The organism is Rhodococcoides sp. S146-33, from assembly GCF_059489205.1.
This window is the reverse complement of the sequence record NZ_JCAJWY010000007.1, coordinates 199192-211943: the sequence shown is the minus strand read 5'-3', so window position 1 is coordinate 211943 and position 12752 is coordinate 199192. Positions and strand designations below refer to the sequence as shown.

At 64.5% G+C, this 12752-nt stretch carries 13 protein-coding genes; 5 read left to right on the top strand and 8 right to left on the bottom strand.

Features of this window, described 5'->3' with window-relative positions:
• Positions 1-114: 114 nt before the first annotated feature.
• The gene (locus AC5WEY_RS23180) at positions 115-483 is read right to left on the bottom strand and encodes a nuclear transport factor 2 family protein (protein WP_495647709.1); all 369 of its coding nucleotides are present in this window, start codon (positions 481-483) and stop codon (positions 115-117) included.
• Between the two features lie 3 nt (positions 484-486).
• Positions 487-2244, bottom strand: a complete 1758-nt coding sequence (locus tag AC5WEY_RS23175) for an alpha/beta hydrolase (protein WP_495647708.1) — start codon at positions 2242-2244, stop codon at positions 487-489.
• Positions 2245-2306: 62 nt separating this feature from the next.
• On the opposite strand from AC5WEY_RS23175, the gene AC5WEY_RS23170 reads away from it, so the two are divergent.
• The 3 genes from AC5WEY_RS23170 to AC5WEY_RS23160 all read left to right on the top strand — a co-directional run bounded on the left by AC5WEY_RS23170 (position 2307) and on the right by AC5WEY_RS23160 (position 4961).
• Positions 2307-3086 (top strand): PIG-L family deacetylase, encoded by a 780-nt coding sequence (locus AC5WEY_RS23170; RefSeq protein ID WP_495647707.1) that lies wholly within the window; start codon positions 2307-2309, stop codon positions 3084-3086.
• A 91-nt stretch (positions 3087-3177) separates the two neighbouring features.
• A complete protein-coding gene (locus AC5WEY_RS23165) occupies positions 3178-4131 on the top strand; it encodes an ATP-binding cassette domain-containing protein (protein WP_495647706.1) in 954 nt (317 codons plus the stop codon).
• Positions 4128-4961 (top strand): ABC transporter permease, encoded by an 834-nt coding sequence (locus AC5WEY_RS23160; RefSeq protein WP_495647705.1) that lies wholly within the window; start codon positions 4128-4130, stop codon positions 4959-4961. The genes AC5WEY_RS23165 and AC5WEY_RS23160 overlap by 4 nt, the downstream gene beginning before the upstream one ends.
• Here the strand turns inward: AC5WEY_RS23160 and AC5WEY_RS23155 are convergent.
• The gene (locus AC5WEY_RS23155) at positions 4958-8218 is read right to left on the bottom strand and encodes an AfsR/SARP family transcriptional regulator (protein ID WP_495647704.1); all 3261 of its coding nucleotides are present in this window, start codon (positions 8216-8218) and stop codon (positions 4958-4960) included. The genes AC5WEY_RS23160 and AC5WEY_RS23155 overlap by 4 nt on opposite strands.
• Positions 8219-8382: 164 nt before the next feature.
• Here AC5WEY_RS23155 and AC5WEY_RS23150 point away from each other — a divergent pair, with 164 nt between their 5' ends.
• Both AC5WEY_RS23150 and AC5WEY_RS23145 read left to right on the top strand, forming a co-directional pair.
• Complete coding sequence (locus AC5WEY_RS23150) at positions 8383-9660, top strand: DUF7159 family protein (protein WP_495647703.1); 1278 nt, start codon at positions 8383-8385, stop codon at positions 9658-9660.
• 47 nt (positions 9661-9707) lie between these two features.
• On the top strand, positions 9708-10577 hold the full coding sequence (locus AC5WEY_RS23145) for a 1,4-dihydroxy-2-naphthoate polyprenyltransferase (RefSeq protein WP_495647702.1): 870 nt from the start codon (positions 9708-9710) through the stop codon (positions 10575-10577).
• Positions 10578-10588: 11 nt separating this feature from the next.
• Here the strand turns inward: AC5WEY_RS23145 and AC5WEY_RS23140 are convergent, their stop codons facing one another.
• The 5 genes from AC5WEY_RS23140 to AC5WEY_RS23120 all read right to left on the bottom strand — a co-directional run bounded on the left by AC5WEY_RS23140 (position 10589) and on the right by AC5WEY_RS23120 (position 12743).
• Entirely contained in the window at positions 10589-10969 is a 381-nt protein-coding gene (locus tag AC5WEY_RS23140) for a phage holin family protein (RefSeq protein ID WP_057475188.1), read from the bottom strand.
• 33 nt (positions 10970-11002) lie between these two features.
• Positions 11003-11515: a Clp protease N-terminal domain-containing protein gene (locus AC5WEY_RS23135; RefSeq protein WP_495647701.1), complete on the bottom strand. Its 513-nt coding sequence runs from the start codon at positions 11513-11515 to the stop codon at positions 11003-11005.
• Positions 11516-11521: 6 nt separating this feature from the next.
• Positions 11522-11737 (bottom strand): helix-turn-helix domain-containing protein, encoded by a 216-nt coding sequence (locus tag AC5WEY_RS23130; RefSeq protein ID WP_495647700.1) that lies wholly within the window; start codon positions 11735-11737, stop codon positions 11522-11524.
• A 94-nt stretch (positions 11738-11831) separates the two neighbouring features.
• Positions 11832-12173 (bottom strand): nitroreductase/quinone reductase family protein, encoded by a 342-nt coding sequence (locus tag AC5WEY_RS23125; protein WP_495647699.1) that lies wholly within the window; start codon positions 12171-12173, stop codon positions 11832-11834.
• A gap of 69 nt (positions 12174-12242) precedes the next feature.
• The gene (locus AC5WEY_RS23120) at positions 12243-12743 is read right to left on the bottom strand and encodes a MarR family winged helix-turn-helix transcriptional regulator (RefSeq protein ID WP_495647698.1); all 501 of its coding nucleotides are present in this window, start codon (positions 12741-12743) and stop codon (positions 12243-12245) included.
• Positions 12744-12752 lie beyond the last annotated feature (9 nt).

Here is a 12752-nt window from a genome sequence, read left to right as displayed (position 1 = left end):
GTCCGTTCCCCGCGTTCACGCCGACTGTCTCACGATCAGCCTGGCAAAGAACGAATAGATGGTGCCGAGGTAGCGAACCCGCGCGTTCGGCAAACGCGAGCGCGTTTGCGGCGGTCAGTTCAGCGGCGTGCCTTGATGGTGCACCAATTCCCAGCCGGATTCAGTGCGACGCCACAGCGATGTTCGGCGTGCTCGCATTCCCGCTCTTTGCGAAATCCATTGCAGCAGTAAAAAATCCCTACTGATTGATCGCCCACTCAGTTCGAGCACCTCGATCTCGGCGGAGTCTTCGCTCACCAATAGGTCGAGGATCGACGCCTTGTCCCACACCGCGCCCGAGGCTCCCACTTCGGTGAAGTCCTCGGCGAGCAGGTCGGCCAGCCGGTCTGCGTCGCATCGGCATTGCGCAGTCTGCAGCTCTCGCTCGAGCGCGAGAACCGTCGACAGGTCGGTGCCTGAACAGGGCTCATCGTTGGGCGACATGAGTCACTGTCTCACGCACAAACGCGCTCGCGTTTGCGCTCGATCAGGGGCGGGGGCGGGGGCGGGGGCAGGGTCGGCGTCGGCCCAACCCGCCATTTTCTCGTACAGTCGCTCCACGTCGGCGTCGGACCATCCGGGCGGATCGAGGATGTCGGCCCACATGCGCACCGCGTCGGCTCCGTAGCTGTGGCCGTGACCGTCGTCGACGTCGGTGGAGAAGACCTGATCGAAGGTCAACTGCCAGAACGTGACGAACGGAAACCATTGCACTCCCGGGTCGACGTCGGTGCCACGCGGTTCGCGCAGCCAGTCGGGTCGGCCCAGGATCAGATCTGGCGACCACCACACGATGGGGTCGGATGCGTGCTGCCAGTATACGATTCGAGGCTCGTCCCACGGACCGCCGATGTCGAGGTCACCGGAAGACCCGGCGAAACGCACGTGTTCGCCGCTGTCGACGACAGGCAGGATCTCGCGGGAACCGGCGTCGCGTCCCCCGGTGATACGCGCCCATTGAGGAGTGAAGTTCGGATTGCCGACCCACAGGGCACCGTCGATGCGCGCGATCATGTCCTGTGCACCGCTGAATGCATCCTGCCCGCCGTACGCACCGAGGCTCTCGCCGAAGAGCACCAACTTGGGTCGTGCATCTTCCGGAAGCTCGCTCCACACCGCGTAGATCGCCTCGAAGAGGGCTCGTCCGGCATCCTGCGGGGTCTGACGGTCGGCCAGAAATGCCATCGGGCTCGGCAGGAACGAATACTGCATCGACGCGATCGCCGTATTACCGTCGTACAGATATTCCAGTGGGCCGGCCACGGATTCGTTGACCCACCCACGTCCGGTGGTGGTCGCGACACCGAGCACGGCCCGCGAGAATGCGTCGGTACGTTCGAGTTCGGCCACCACCCGCTCTGCGACGCCCTCGACCGTGTCGGCGGACTCGACGCCGGCGTACACGCGAATCGGTTGCACTGCAGCCCTTCCGGTGAAGTCACCGATCTCGTCGGGCGATGCTCCCGAGACGACGAATCGCCTCCCCTCCTGCCCCAGCGACTCCCATTCCTCGTTCGAGGCATCCGATCCCGAAAGTTCCTCTTCCGTAGGTTTTTCCACTCCATCGTGGTTGCCGCGATCGGCAGTCGATGCCGACTTCTCCGCGACGGCCACAATGCCGCGAATCAGGGCACCGTTGACGGCGAACACCACCAGCAGCGCAACCACGATCACGCTGGCGATCCTCGCCACCGGCCTCGGCACGTATTGCTTTCCCCATCGAGTCAACGCACGTGTTGCTCGCCGCAGCAGCCGACCGAGAGCAAGCACGGCCACGGCCACCACCAACGAGAGCACCAGCACCGCGATGTACAGGGGTCTGCCGGAGTCCTCCACACCGACCAGCCTGCGGACGATCTGCTGCCACCACGATCCCAAGATCAGGAACAGTGGAACGACCACCATCGCAGCCGCGGCCAACGCCCACCACCCACGTCGACGCCACTGCTCCGACCAATCCGGTGACACTCCGCAGAGTCGGACCACCCAGGCAACGAGGCACCCAACCCCGTACCCGATCGCGACGCTGATGCCGGTGGCCACAGCCTGCAGATACCACACACGGGGCAGGAGAGACGGAGTCATCGACAGCGCAAAGAACACCAAGGCGAAGAAGATCCCAACCGGATGTAGTGCGCGGCAGTACCGACCTGCTCGTGACTCGCGCCAATACGAACGAATCGAGGTCGACCGCTGTGTGGTCACCAATCGATCGTATTGGCCCGCCGACTGGGCCGCACCCGCTTCGACGTGCAAGCATTCAACGCATGAGTGTTCTGGTCTGCTTTCACGCACATCCCGACGACGAAGTGTTCGGCACCGGTGGGGTGATGCGTCTGGCTGCCGATGCCGGCCATCGCGTCGTACTCGTCACGGCAACCGACGGTGCCCTCGGAGAGTTTCCGGACGGAATCCTCACCGACGGCGAGACACTGGCCGAGCGCCGACGCGTCGAGCTGGATCGTTCGGCCGCCGTTCTGGGGGTGGACCGCATCGTTAGGTTGCACTACGCCGATTCCGGCATGGCGGGCACAGCCGAAAATGCGAATCCGGAAGCCTTCTGCAACGTCGACGTCGACACTGCCGCGCAGCGTTTGGCCGAGGTCCTGCGCGAGGAGCAGGCCGACGTCGTCACCATCTACGACCCGAACGGTGGCTACGGCCACCCCGACCACATTCAGGTGCACGTCGTCGGCAAGCGTGCCACCGAGATCGCCGAGACCCGGAACGTGTACGAGACCACGACCAACCGCGACCACATGCGCCGCCTGATGGAGGCGAACCCGCACTGGGGCGAGGAGGCGTCACCGCCGGACATGGAGACGTTCGGACTGCCGGAAACCGAGATCACCACCGTGGTCGACGTGTCCAGCGTGATCGCCGCGAAACGGGCAGCCATGGAAGCGCACGAGACTCAGGTCGGCGATTTCGGTCCATTTCTGAAGATGCCCATCGAACAACTCACCACCGCATTCGGCACGGAATGGTTCAGGAAGTTGCGCGGCACCGGAGGCGTCGGCCTGACTGAGACGTCACTGCCGCTGTGACACCACGAAAGCTGTGACACCACGCGGCACATGACAGGTGACGCAAGCGCGACGTACGCATCGTGCAAGCGGTCGGGGCGATCGTTGTCCCATGACCACACCAGCTATCGAGGCAGACGGCCTCGTCAAGACATTCGGTAAGCAACGCGCGGTCGACGGCGTCAGCCTGACCGTCCCCACTGGGGCGGTCTACGGCGTCCTCGGCCCCAACGGCGCGGGCAAGACCACGGCAGTCCGCATGCTCGCCACCCTGCTGCGGCCCGACGGCGGCTCGGCTCGTATCTTCGGCCACGACGTCGTCGCCGACGCCACCGCGGTCCGGTCGCTCGTCGGTGTCACCGGCCAATACGCGTCAGTGGACGAGGACCTCACCGCAACCGAGAACCTCGTCGTCTTCTCCCGGCTGCTCGGCCTGAGTCGACGCGACAGCAAAGCCAAAGCCTGCGAGCTCCTCGAGGAATTCGGGTTGACGGATGCAGCGTCGCGACCGCTGAAGATGTTCTCCGGCGGTATGCGTCGGCGCCTCGACCTGGCCGCGAGTCTGATCTCGGCACCGCCACTGCTGTTCCTCGACGAGCCGACCACCGGTCTCGATCCCCGCACCCGAGCCCAGATGTGGGACACCATCCGTCGGCTCGTCGCGCAGGGCTCGACCGTTCTACTGACCACTCAGTACCTCGACGAGGCCGACCAACTGTGCGATCGCATCGCCGTCATCGATCACGGCCGCGTGATCGCCGACGACACCGCCGACGGGCTCAAGTCCTCGGTAGGGACTTCTGCGCTGTCACTGACTCTCACGGACCGACACCAGATCGACGACGCCCGAGCTCTGGTCGCGAAGCAACTGGGCACAGACGTGTCGGTCAGCCCCGAGTCCGCTCGTCTGACCGCACCCATGACCGACACATCGATCACCCCCGACATCTTGATTCGCTTGCGCGACTTCGGCATCGACGTCAGTGAAATCACCGTCACCAAACCCAGCCTGGACGAGGTCTTCCTGACCCTCACCGGCAAGAGCGCCGACGAGGACGCAGCATGACCACTACTCTCACTCCGCAACCATCGACGTACATCGACCCCGCCGACCGTCCGGTCGTCCGACACATCGGCCTGGCCCGCACCGCCGCCCAGTCCGTCACCATGGGATATCGCGGGCTGCTCAAGCTTCGCCACAATCCCGAGCAACTCACCGATGTGGTGCTGCTACCGGTGATCTTCACCCTGATGTTCAGCTACATATTCGGCGGCGCGGTGGCCGGCGACGTCACGTCCTACCTACCGATGATCGTGCCCGGAATCCTGGTGCAAACGGTCATCACCGGCTCCGTCGTTACCGGCACACAGCTGCGAGAAGATATGGACAAGGGCGTCTTCGACCGATTCCGCTCTCTTCCGATCGCCCGAATCTCCCCGCTTGCCGGAGCATTGATGGCCGACATCATCCGCTACTTGATCGCCGCGGTCGTCTGTTTCCTCACCGGGTTCGCGATGGGTTACCACCCCGCAGGTGGCGCACTCGGCCTCGCCGGAGCCGTCCTGCTGGTGATGTTCTGCGCCTGGGCGATCAGTTGGATCTTTGCGCTGCTGGGCACCCTGATGAGCAAAGCTTCATCGGTCCAGGGCATCTCGATGCTGGTGCTGTTCCCACTGACCTTCCTGTCCAACGCCTTCGTCGACACCTCCACGATGCCGAACTGGCTGCAGGCATTCGCCGACGTCAACCCCGTCTCACACCTGGTGACGGCGGTCCGAGAGCTGGCGAACAACGGGCACTTCGGTATTCACGTCGTGTACTCACTCGTCGGTGCCGTGGTCATCGTCGCCATCTTCGCCCCACTGACCGTCAAGTCGTACATGCGCAAGGCCTAGGACAACGGAAGCGAACTCAAAATTTCCTGCAGTGCAGCAGGTCTGGTGATACCAGCAGCCCGCGCGATACCGGCATCGACCGTAGGGTCACCGACAACCGCGCGGGCTGCGGCCACGTGCCGATCGATGCGCATCGACGGAAAATCCTGGCGACCCACCGCCCGGTCCGACGCGGCCAGCAACCGAACTCCGCGTCCGCGGTCCCCGCACTGCACCTCGAAGGACCCCACCGCACACGCAACAGCACCCAGCATGGGAATGTCGTAGAAACCTCCCGGCACCAATGCATCCCACGGCGTGCGCACCAGCTCCCCCACCGCCTCGCGCATATCCCTTGCACGACCGTGCAATACATGCGCTCCGACGGCCGCGCACACCAGAATCGTCATGAACGGATCGCTCGCGTCCTGCGACGGCCAGCCCCCGATGGCCAGTGCTTCCCGAAATTGCGCCAAACCTCGTTCGACGTGACCGTCTTCCACATCCGCCGCTGCCCGAGCCGCGGTCAGCGACGCAGACGTCGACTGCTGCTGCGCACGATCCCACCGAGCGCCGGAATCGTGGGCAGGACCCCGTTCAGCGGTGTCACCGGAATTGCCCGGGCTCCAGTCCTGTGCCATACCTCCCGACGCCAATTCCTCCACCAACGCCCGCCCCTCGTCCACCCGACCCGCGCCGATCAAAGCCATTGCCAGGAAGGTTCGGGTTTGCATGCTCTCCTCGTAGGCATGCATCGCCCACATGACATCGGCGGAGGTGCGGTAGTACTGGGCGGCCGTGGCTTGATCACCTGCCAAGCCGTAGGAGCTGGCAAGTGTTTGCGAGGTGGACCCCACTGCCCACAGGTCACCGCGACTACGCGCGATGGCGAGAGCGCGCTCACCGTCTCGAATCGACTCGTGCAATCGCCCCGAATTCTGTGCCAGCATCGCGCGAACCACGTACGCGTTGCAGCGAACATCGTCGTACTCGGAGCGAGTGGCGAGAGCCAGTTTTCGCGCCAAACCCTGACCCCCGATGTGGTGCACGAGCACCTCGGCATTGAACCGCAACCCCGGTGCGATGAAGGTTCTGTGGCGCAACAGATTTCGTAGATCGACTCGGACTCGAGCTACTCGACGCAGTTGTCGTCCGTACGCGAAATGCGCCGCCAGAACCAGCATGCACATGACGGCGTTGTCGTCGGGTGTCTCGGCGATCCCGCGGCGAATACTGCTCTGCACCCGGTCGGCCCAGTTCAGCACCTCGGAATGCGCGCCGCGCATGGCCCAGAAGTATCCCAGTACCGCAAAAAGAGTGCAGACGTGCTCCGAAATATCATGCGCGAAAGAATGTCTCATCATGGAGAGCAGGTTGTCGTGCTCCGCCTCGAGCAGCAGAACCATCTCCGCCGGACGCCCACCGGCATAGCCCGCGGAAATCCTCGTCGACACTGCAGTCGACCAGGCTCGCAGGCGTAGGGCGACCTCCTCGTCCTCCCCGCTGGCGTTCAGCTGCTCCTCGCCGTACTCGCGGACGGTCTCGAGCATGTGGTAGCGCACGCCCGTAGACGTCTCGGCAACGGCCAGCATGGACTGATTCACCAGACCGTCGAGCGCAAACGACACATCCTCGACCTCGGACCATTCCGCCACCGTTCGCGCCGCGTCGAGATCGAAGCCCGCAGGAAAACGACAGAGCCGGCGAAGAGTTGCCTGCTCTGTGCCGTCGAGCAGATTCCAACTCCAGTCGATGACTGCGTGCAAGGTTCGATGACGTTCCGGACGGGTTCGGTCCGTCGATCGCAGCAGCGCGAATCGTTTGTGCAACCGACTGCCGATGTCCTCCACACTCATCGACTTCACTCGCGCTGCAGCCAGCTCGATAGCCAGGGGCAGGCCGTCCAGAGTGCGACACAGAGCCGCGACCGCGTCGGGTTCGAGTCGTACAGACGGGCGAACAGCGCGAGCTCTGATACAAAAGAGCTCTGTTGCAGGCGAATTCGGGCCGAGAATGCCTAGCGAGGGCAGCGGAAACACCGATTCGGCCGTCGACCCCATCGGCGAACGAGAGGTCGCCAATACCGTCACCAGATCCGTTGCGGCCACCAGCTCGTCCACGACTGCCGCCACCTCGTCGATCACGTGCTCGCAGTTGTCGAGGATCAACAAGCCTCGGCGGGTCGAGAGGACGTCGACCAGACGCTCGTGAATCGAGTGCACCCGGGCGACCTGAAGACTGCCGACAGTGAAATCCGCCTCGGTCAATCCGAGGGTGGCTCCGATCGCCGAGGCGACGTCCTCGCCACTGCGCAGCGATGCCAACTCCACGAACGCCACCGGCATCGAATCGGCAGCTCGATGGCCCAGGGCATGCGCGATGCGTGTCTTGCCCGCGCCGCCAGGACCGAGGACGGTGGTGACGCGAGAGGTGCGCAGCAGTTCTTCGATCGCATCGATGTCGTCGCCTCGACCGATCAAGGCATTGGGCGCGGCACGAAGACCGATGGTCTGCAGCACCTTCGGAGCGTCGTGGCCGAGAATTTCGGCATTCAGTGCAGTCGTCGCCGACGACGGATCGGTTCCCAACCGTCGAGCGAGATCGGTACGCAATTCCGCGAACACCGCCAGCGCGTCGTTGGGTCGGCCGACACCGTGCAGCGCGCGCATGAGGTCGGCGGCAGCGCGCTCGTCTGTTGGATCCTCGGCCGCGCGAGCCTGCGCATACGGCAGGGCATCGCCGAACCTTTGCAGACCGAGGAGGGCCGCGACCCGAAGTGATTTCAGAGCCGTCCCCACCGCGTCGGCCTCGACCCGAACGGAGTCGATTGGGTCACCGCGCCACAGACCGAGGGCTTCGACCACCAGGTCGAGTGCATCCTGGAAGTGCTCCTGAGCGAGGCAGCCCTCCGCGCCTCGGAGCAGAGCGCGGGCCCGGCCGAGATCGACGTCCTCGGTACTCAGAACCAACCGATATCCCCCTGGGCCACTCTCGACAGCGCCGCTGGGCAGTGCCGATCGCAGCCGGGAGATCTGGGTCTGCAGAGCATTCTTCGGCGATCGGGGAGGCTCTTCGGGCCACACCTGCTCGATGAGCGCCAGCGAAGAACGCGCCCGCCCCGGATCCAGCGCCAACGCCACCAGCAGAGCTTGCGCCCGTGTACCCGACAGTGGCACGGCATTGCCGTCGATCACGGTGGTGACGACGCCGAGAATCCCCACCACCGGAAGTCCGGCCGTGAGGTGCGTCGTCTCGGGATACGCGATGTCGTTGGGCACTGTCTCCGATCGTAGGCCGCGAGGCCGAACCCCTCGAATTGACGTTTGGATTGTTTTGAGACCCTAACCAAACCGTGAGACGGTAGAGTGACGTCGTCGCGTGTCTCGAAGGCGCGCACTGTGCACCTGATTCCCGTCACAAAATCGGAGAGGCCGGAGAAGCGATGCGTTCGTCCGTGGGTGTGTCACTGGGCACATGCGGCATCCGCACTGCCCGGACCACCGAAGACGGCACCTGGACCGATGGCACCCCGTTCGACGATTGGCAACTCTCCCCATCGGCCGAGGACGTCGCGCGGGTGGTCCGCGGCATCGTCGATCGGCCCGACGCACCGCAGTCCTTGGGCGTCGCCCACCGCACCCCCGCCGAACGGGAACAGATTGCCGCGGCGTTAGCCGAGGAGTACGTCTCCGACGTCCACCTCATCGACGAGACCGATGCTGCGCTCGAGTACCTGCGCCCCGGCCTGCCCACCCACCACCGAACGATCGCGTTGTTCGACGCGGGCGAGACCGGCGTGGACATCGACATCGTCGACGTCGAATCGGGCCGCTCCTACGGCTCGACCCGAACCACGGCGATCAGCGGCGCGTCGTTCGATGCGGTGGTCCGCGAGCATATTCTGGGCCTCGGCATAGTGCGGGAGCCACACACTCACGACGAGGACGCTGCCCTGACGGCATTCTGCCGGGGAATCAAGGAAGCGCTGTCCTCCCACCAGACCACCAGCACACCCGACGGCGAGCACGTCCTCCTCGAACGGCACATCTTCGAGTTGTCGATTGCGCGCTCCACCGAGCAGGCCGCCGCGACGGTGCGCCAACTCGGTGTCGAGGCCGAGTTCTATCCCGACGCCGTCGTCGCGATCGGTGGAACATCCAATGTTCCGCTGGTCCGGGCCACGCTGGAACGCTTTCTGCAGCTCCCGGTCATCGTCCCGGACCGGCCCGAGCTGGTGATCGCCGGTGGCGCGGCCGTGCACGCCGCCCGCGTGGACGCGACCCACGTGCCGCCCCTCGTTTCACACCGACCGGCATTGACCCGGCTGGCCATGATCGCGCTGCCCATCGTCGGCGTCATCGCGGTCATCGGGCTGTTCACCGCGCTCGGGTCCAGCGAGGGAGACCAACCGCTGAGCACGCCCGCCAGCGTCGGCGAGCGCGTTTCACAGACAACATCGCCCGCGGCCGGCACCACGACGACCTCGACTTCGGCTTCGGCTTCGGCTTCGACCTCGGCACCCACGCCCGACGTGCCGCCGCCGGCTCCCACGACGACCGCCGCGCCGGCGCCCGCGGCCGATCCGGCCCCGTATGTTCAGTATCAACCGCATTACTACCCACCGGCACCTGCACCCGCTCCCACGGTGCCGCTACCGCAGATTCCCGGCGTCCAGATGCCGGTCATTCCCTTGCCGGTATTGCCGCGCCTGCCGTTCTGACCGGCCGCGTTCTCACCCGTCGAACACATACGGAAAGATCGTCGCTCATGGCCACCACTGCGCAATGGATCGAAGGTGCGCGACCGCGCACACTCCCGAATGCGATCGCTCCCGTCCTCGTCGGTACCGGTGCAGCTGTGTCACTGGACGCCGGAGTGTGGTGGAAGGCGCTGCTGGCCCTGATCGTCTCGCTGGCCCTGATCGTCGGCGTCAACTTCGCCAACGATTACTCGGACGGAATCCGCGGCACCGATGACGATCGAGTCGGGCCCTTGCGACTGGTCGGCTCCAAGGCGGCCTCCGCAGGCGCGGTCAAGAGGGCCGCCATCGGCTGCTTCGCCGTCGGTGCGGTGGCCGGATTGGTATTGGCTGCCACCAGCGCATGGTGGTTGGTGGTCGTAGGACTGATCTGCATAGCCGGTGCCTGGTACTACACCGGCGGCTCGAAACCGTACGGCTACAGCGGATTCGGCGAGATCGCGGTATTCGTGTTCTTCGGGCTCGTCGCGGTTCTCGGCACGCAGTTCGTGCAAGCAGAGCAGATAGATTGGGCCGGAGTGCTGGCCGCGGTGGCCGTCGGATCGTTCTCCAGTGCAGTGCTCGTCGCCAACAATCTCCGTGACATCCCCACTGACACCGAGTCCGGAAAACTCACGCTCGCAGTGCGATTGGGCGACACCCGCACTCGCTACCTGCATCTCGCATTGCTGGTGGTGCCGTTCGCGATGACTGTGGTTCTGATTGCCCGAACTCCGTGGGCCCTGGTGGGCTTGCTGGCACTCCCCTTCGCTGCTCGCGCGAACTCGCCGGTACGCAAGGGTGCCCACGGGTTCGAATTGATTCCCGCACTGCGCGATTCGGGCTTGGCGATGCTCGTCTGGGGAGCGAGCACGGGTGTTGCGTTGGCCTTCGCCTGACGCTTGTTCGCCTAACGCTTCTCGGGCACGAACGCGCCGAGTAGGAAGTTCACGATCGAGATGATGATCGCGCCCCAGAATGCCGCGGCGAATCCGACGATCTCGAGGCCGTAGCCGGTCTGCGACGACAACCAACCCGTCAACAGCAGCATCAGCGCATTGATCACGAGAGTGAACAGTCCGAGAGTCAGAATCAGCAACGGTAGCGACAGCAGCTTCACCATCGGCTTGATGAACGCGTTGACGATCGTGAGCACGGCCGCGATACCGAGCAGCACCACGATGTCCCACCCGTCACCGCGACCCGAACTGGTGACCGTGATCCCGTCGACGAATTCCTTGGCGACCCAAATGGCAACAGCGTTGATCACGAGCCTGATCAGAAAGTTCATGGCCGCCATCGTAGGGTTTGCGGCGTTGGGCGGCTACGGCGTCCGAACGAGCAGGACCGTCGACCGCAGCTTATCGAGCGAACTATGCCGCTGCACCAGTTCGGTGAACCATGGATCGGCACCTCGAACCAGACCGAGAAGAACATGTTCGACGCCGATCTTGCGATCGTGTCGTTCGACGGCTTCCTTCAGTGACAGCTTCAATACTTCCTTGGCCGACGGCGCGAACGGTATGTGATTCCGGCCGCCCGCCTGCGCCCCGTCGACGGCGTGCGGATCAAAGGCGGCGTCGACGGTCGTCAGGACGGCGTCCAGGTCGATCCCGAGTGAACGCAGCGCACGCGCATCCTGAGACTGCGCGTCCGCGCGTACTCCATCGACGGTGAATCCGGCCTCGGCCAGCGCGCTCTTCAGCGGCTCTTCGACGACCGCGAGCGCACCGAGGAACAGATGGGTGGGCTCGATACGCGGTGAGTGCAGTGCCCGCGCTTGTCCCTGGGCATCGACGACTGCCGCCCTTGCGGACGTGGTGAATCGCTCGAACATTGCTGTCTACCTTCCTTTTCCGCCGTGCTTCTTGTGGACGGCCTGTCTGCTGACTCCCAGCGAATCGGCTATTGCCTGCCAGGACCATCCCTGATTTCTGGCATTGCGAACCTGAACGGCCTCGAGCCGCTCCAGCAATCGACGGAGAGCGGCTACCGCACGCAGCCCCTCCCCCGGATCGGGACTAGCGGCTGCGGCTGCAAGTGCAGTGGCTTCGGTCATGATTGTCAACATAGGTTGACAGACTGATTGTTGTCAACCCTCATTGACAATGAGGTGTGCGGATCCGGCACTCCGGACAGAGTTCGGGCGGCGCTCAGCGATCCACGGCGATGTCGACGAACACTCGCCCGCGATCGTCGCGGGTCGCCGTCGCGAGGCCTGTGTACCGAACTCCACCCAGGTCGACGTCGACCCGACTGCCATCGTTCATGAAGTTTCGCCACCAGTTCTTCTTGTCGGGCATCGCAACCCCGATCTTCAGGTGGTCACCTTTCCGGCTGATCGCGACCGGCAATGAGATCTTCTTGCCGGACTTTCGGCCGGTGTAGGTCAGGATGCCCATCGACCGTCCGAGCACCCTGTCGAGCACGGGTGCCTTCATCACGACCATAAAAACCTTGTTGAACGCTGCCGCCGATTTCTGAAATGTGTTCATCGTGTGCTCCTCCGAGCTCGCTCCCGCACCTGCTCGCGAGCGTAGCCCTCGTGCAGGTCGACGGAGCGCTCACTGCGACGACAGACCGACCTCCATCGACTCAGCGAGGATGGTCAATGCCTCGAGGACTCGCTCACGACGAGCGCCCAATGCGTCGAACAGGCGCCCGTGAGCGGCGAGCTCGCGAGGAAAGACCTCGTCCACAACACTTTTCCCCGCCTCGGTCAACGTGATCGAAGCAGACCGTCGATCTTCCGTGTTGGTCTGGCGCTCGACGAAACCGCGGCGTTCGAGTTTGCCGAGCGCCTTGCTCACCCCGGCGCGTGTCATGCCGAGCAACTCTGCCAACCGCACCGCTGTCACCTGCTCGACTGCATAACGCAGGGGCACCATCAACTCCACCTCGGCGACGGAGACGTCGGCGGCGGCGTATATCGGCTCGACGGCCAGATCGGACAGCGCGACGATGCGTTTGATCTGTGCCACCACCTGCATCGGCGAAGTGTCCAGTTCCGGATTGAACTCGGTCCACCGTGCGCATGTCAGCTCACGGAGCGAGGCGTCGGTCATCGTCACCAC

What these genes read in the sequence shown, in the direction of transcription:
- AC5WEY_RS23125 (WP_495647699.1), bottom strand. Translation starts at nt 12,173, where the DNA reads ATGAACACATTTCAGAAATCGGCGGCAGCGTTCAACAAGGTTTTTATG.
- AC5WEY_RS23160 (WP_495647705.1), top strand. Translation starts at nt 4,128, where the DNA reads ATGACCACTACTCTCACTCCGCAACCATCGACGTACATCGACCCCGCC.
- AC5WEY_RS23120 (WP_495647698.1), bottom strand. Translation starts at nt 12,743, where the DNA reads ATGACCGACGCCTCGCTCCGTGAGCTGACATGCGCACGGTGGACCGAG.
- AC5WEY_RS23140 (WP_057475188.1), bottom strand. Translation starts at nt 10,969, where the DNA reads ATGAACTTTCTGATCAGGCTCGTGATCAACGCTGTTGCCATTTGGGTC.
- AC5WEY_RS23170 (WP_495647707.1), top strand. Translation starts at nt 2,307, where the DNA reads ATGAGTGTTCTGGTCTGCTTTCACGCACATCCCGACGACGAAGTGTTC.
- AC5WEY_RS23150 (WP_495647703.1), top strand. Translation starts at nt 8,383, where the DNA reads ATGCGTTCGTCCGTGGGTGTGTCACTGGGCACATGCGGCATCCGCACT.
- AC5WEY_RS23165 (WP_495647706.1), top strand. Translation starts at nt 3,178, where the DNA reads ATGACCACACCAGCTATCGAGGCAGACGGCCTCGTCAAGACATTCGGT.
- AC5WEY_RS23130 (WP_495647700.1), bottom strand. Translation starts at nt 11,737, where the DNA reads ATGACCGAAGCCACTGCACTTGCAGCCGCAGCCGCTAGTCCCGATCCG.
- AC5WEY_RS23135 (WP_495647701.1), bottom strand. Translation starts at nt 11,515, where the DNA reads ATGTTCGAGCGATTCACCACGTCCGCAAGGGCGGCAGTCGTCGATGCC.
- AC5WEY_RS23180 (WP_495647709.1), bottom strand. Translation starts at nt 483, where the DNA reads ATGTCGCCCAACGATGAGCCCTGTTCAGGCACCGACCTGTCGACGGTT.
- AC5WEY_RS23145 (WP_495647702.1), top strand. Translation starts at nt 9,708, where the DNA reads ATGGCCACCACTGCGCAATGGATCGAAGGTGCGCGACCGCGCACACTC.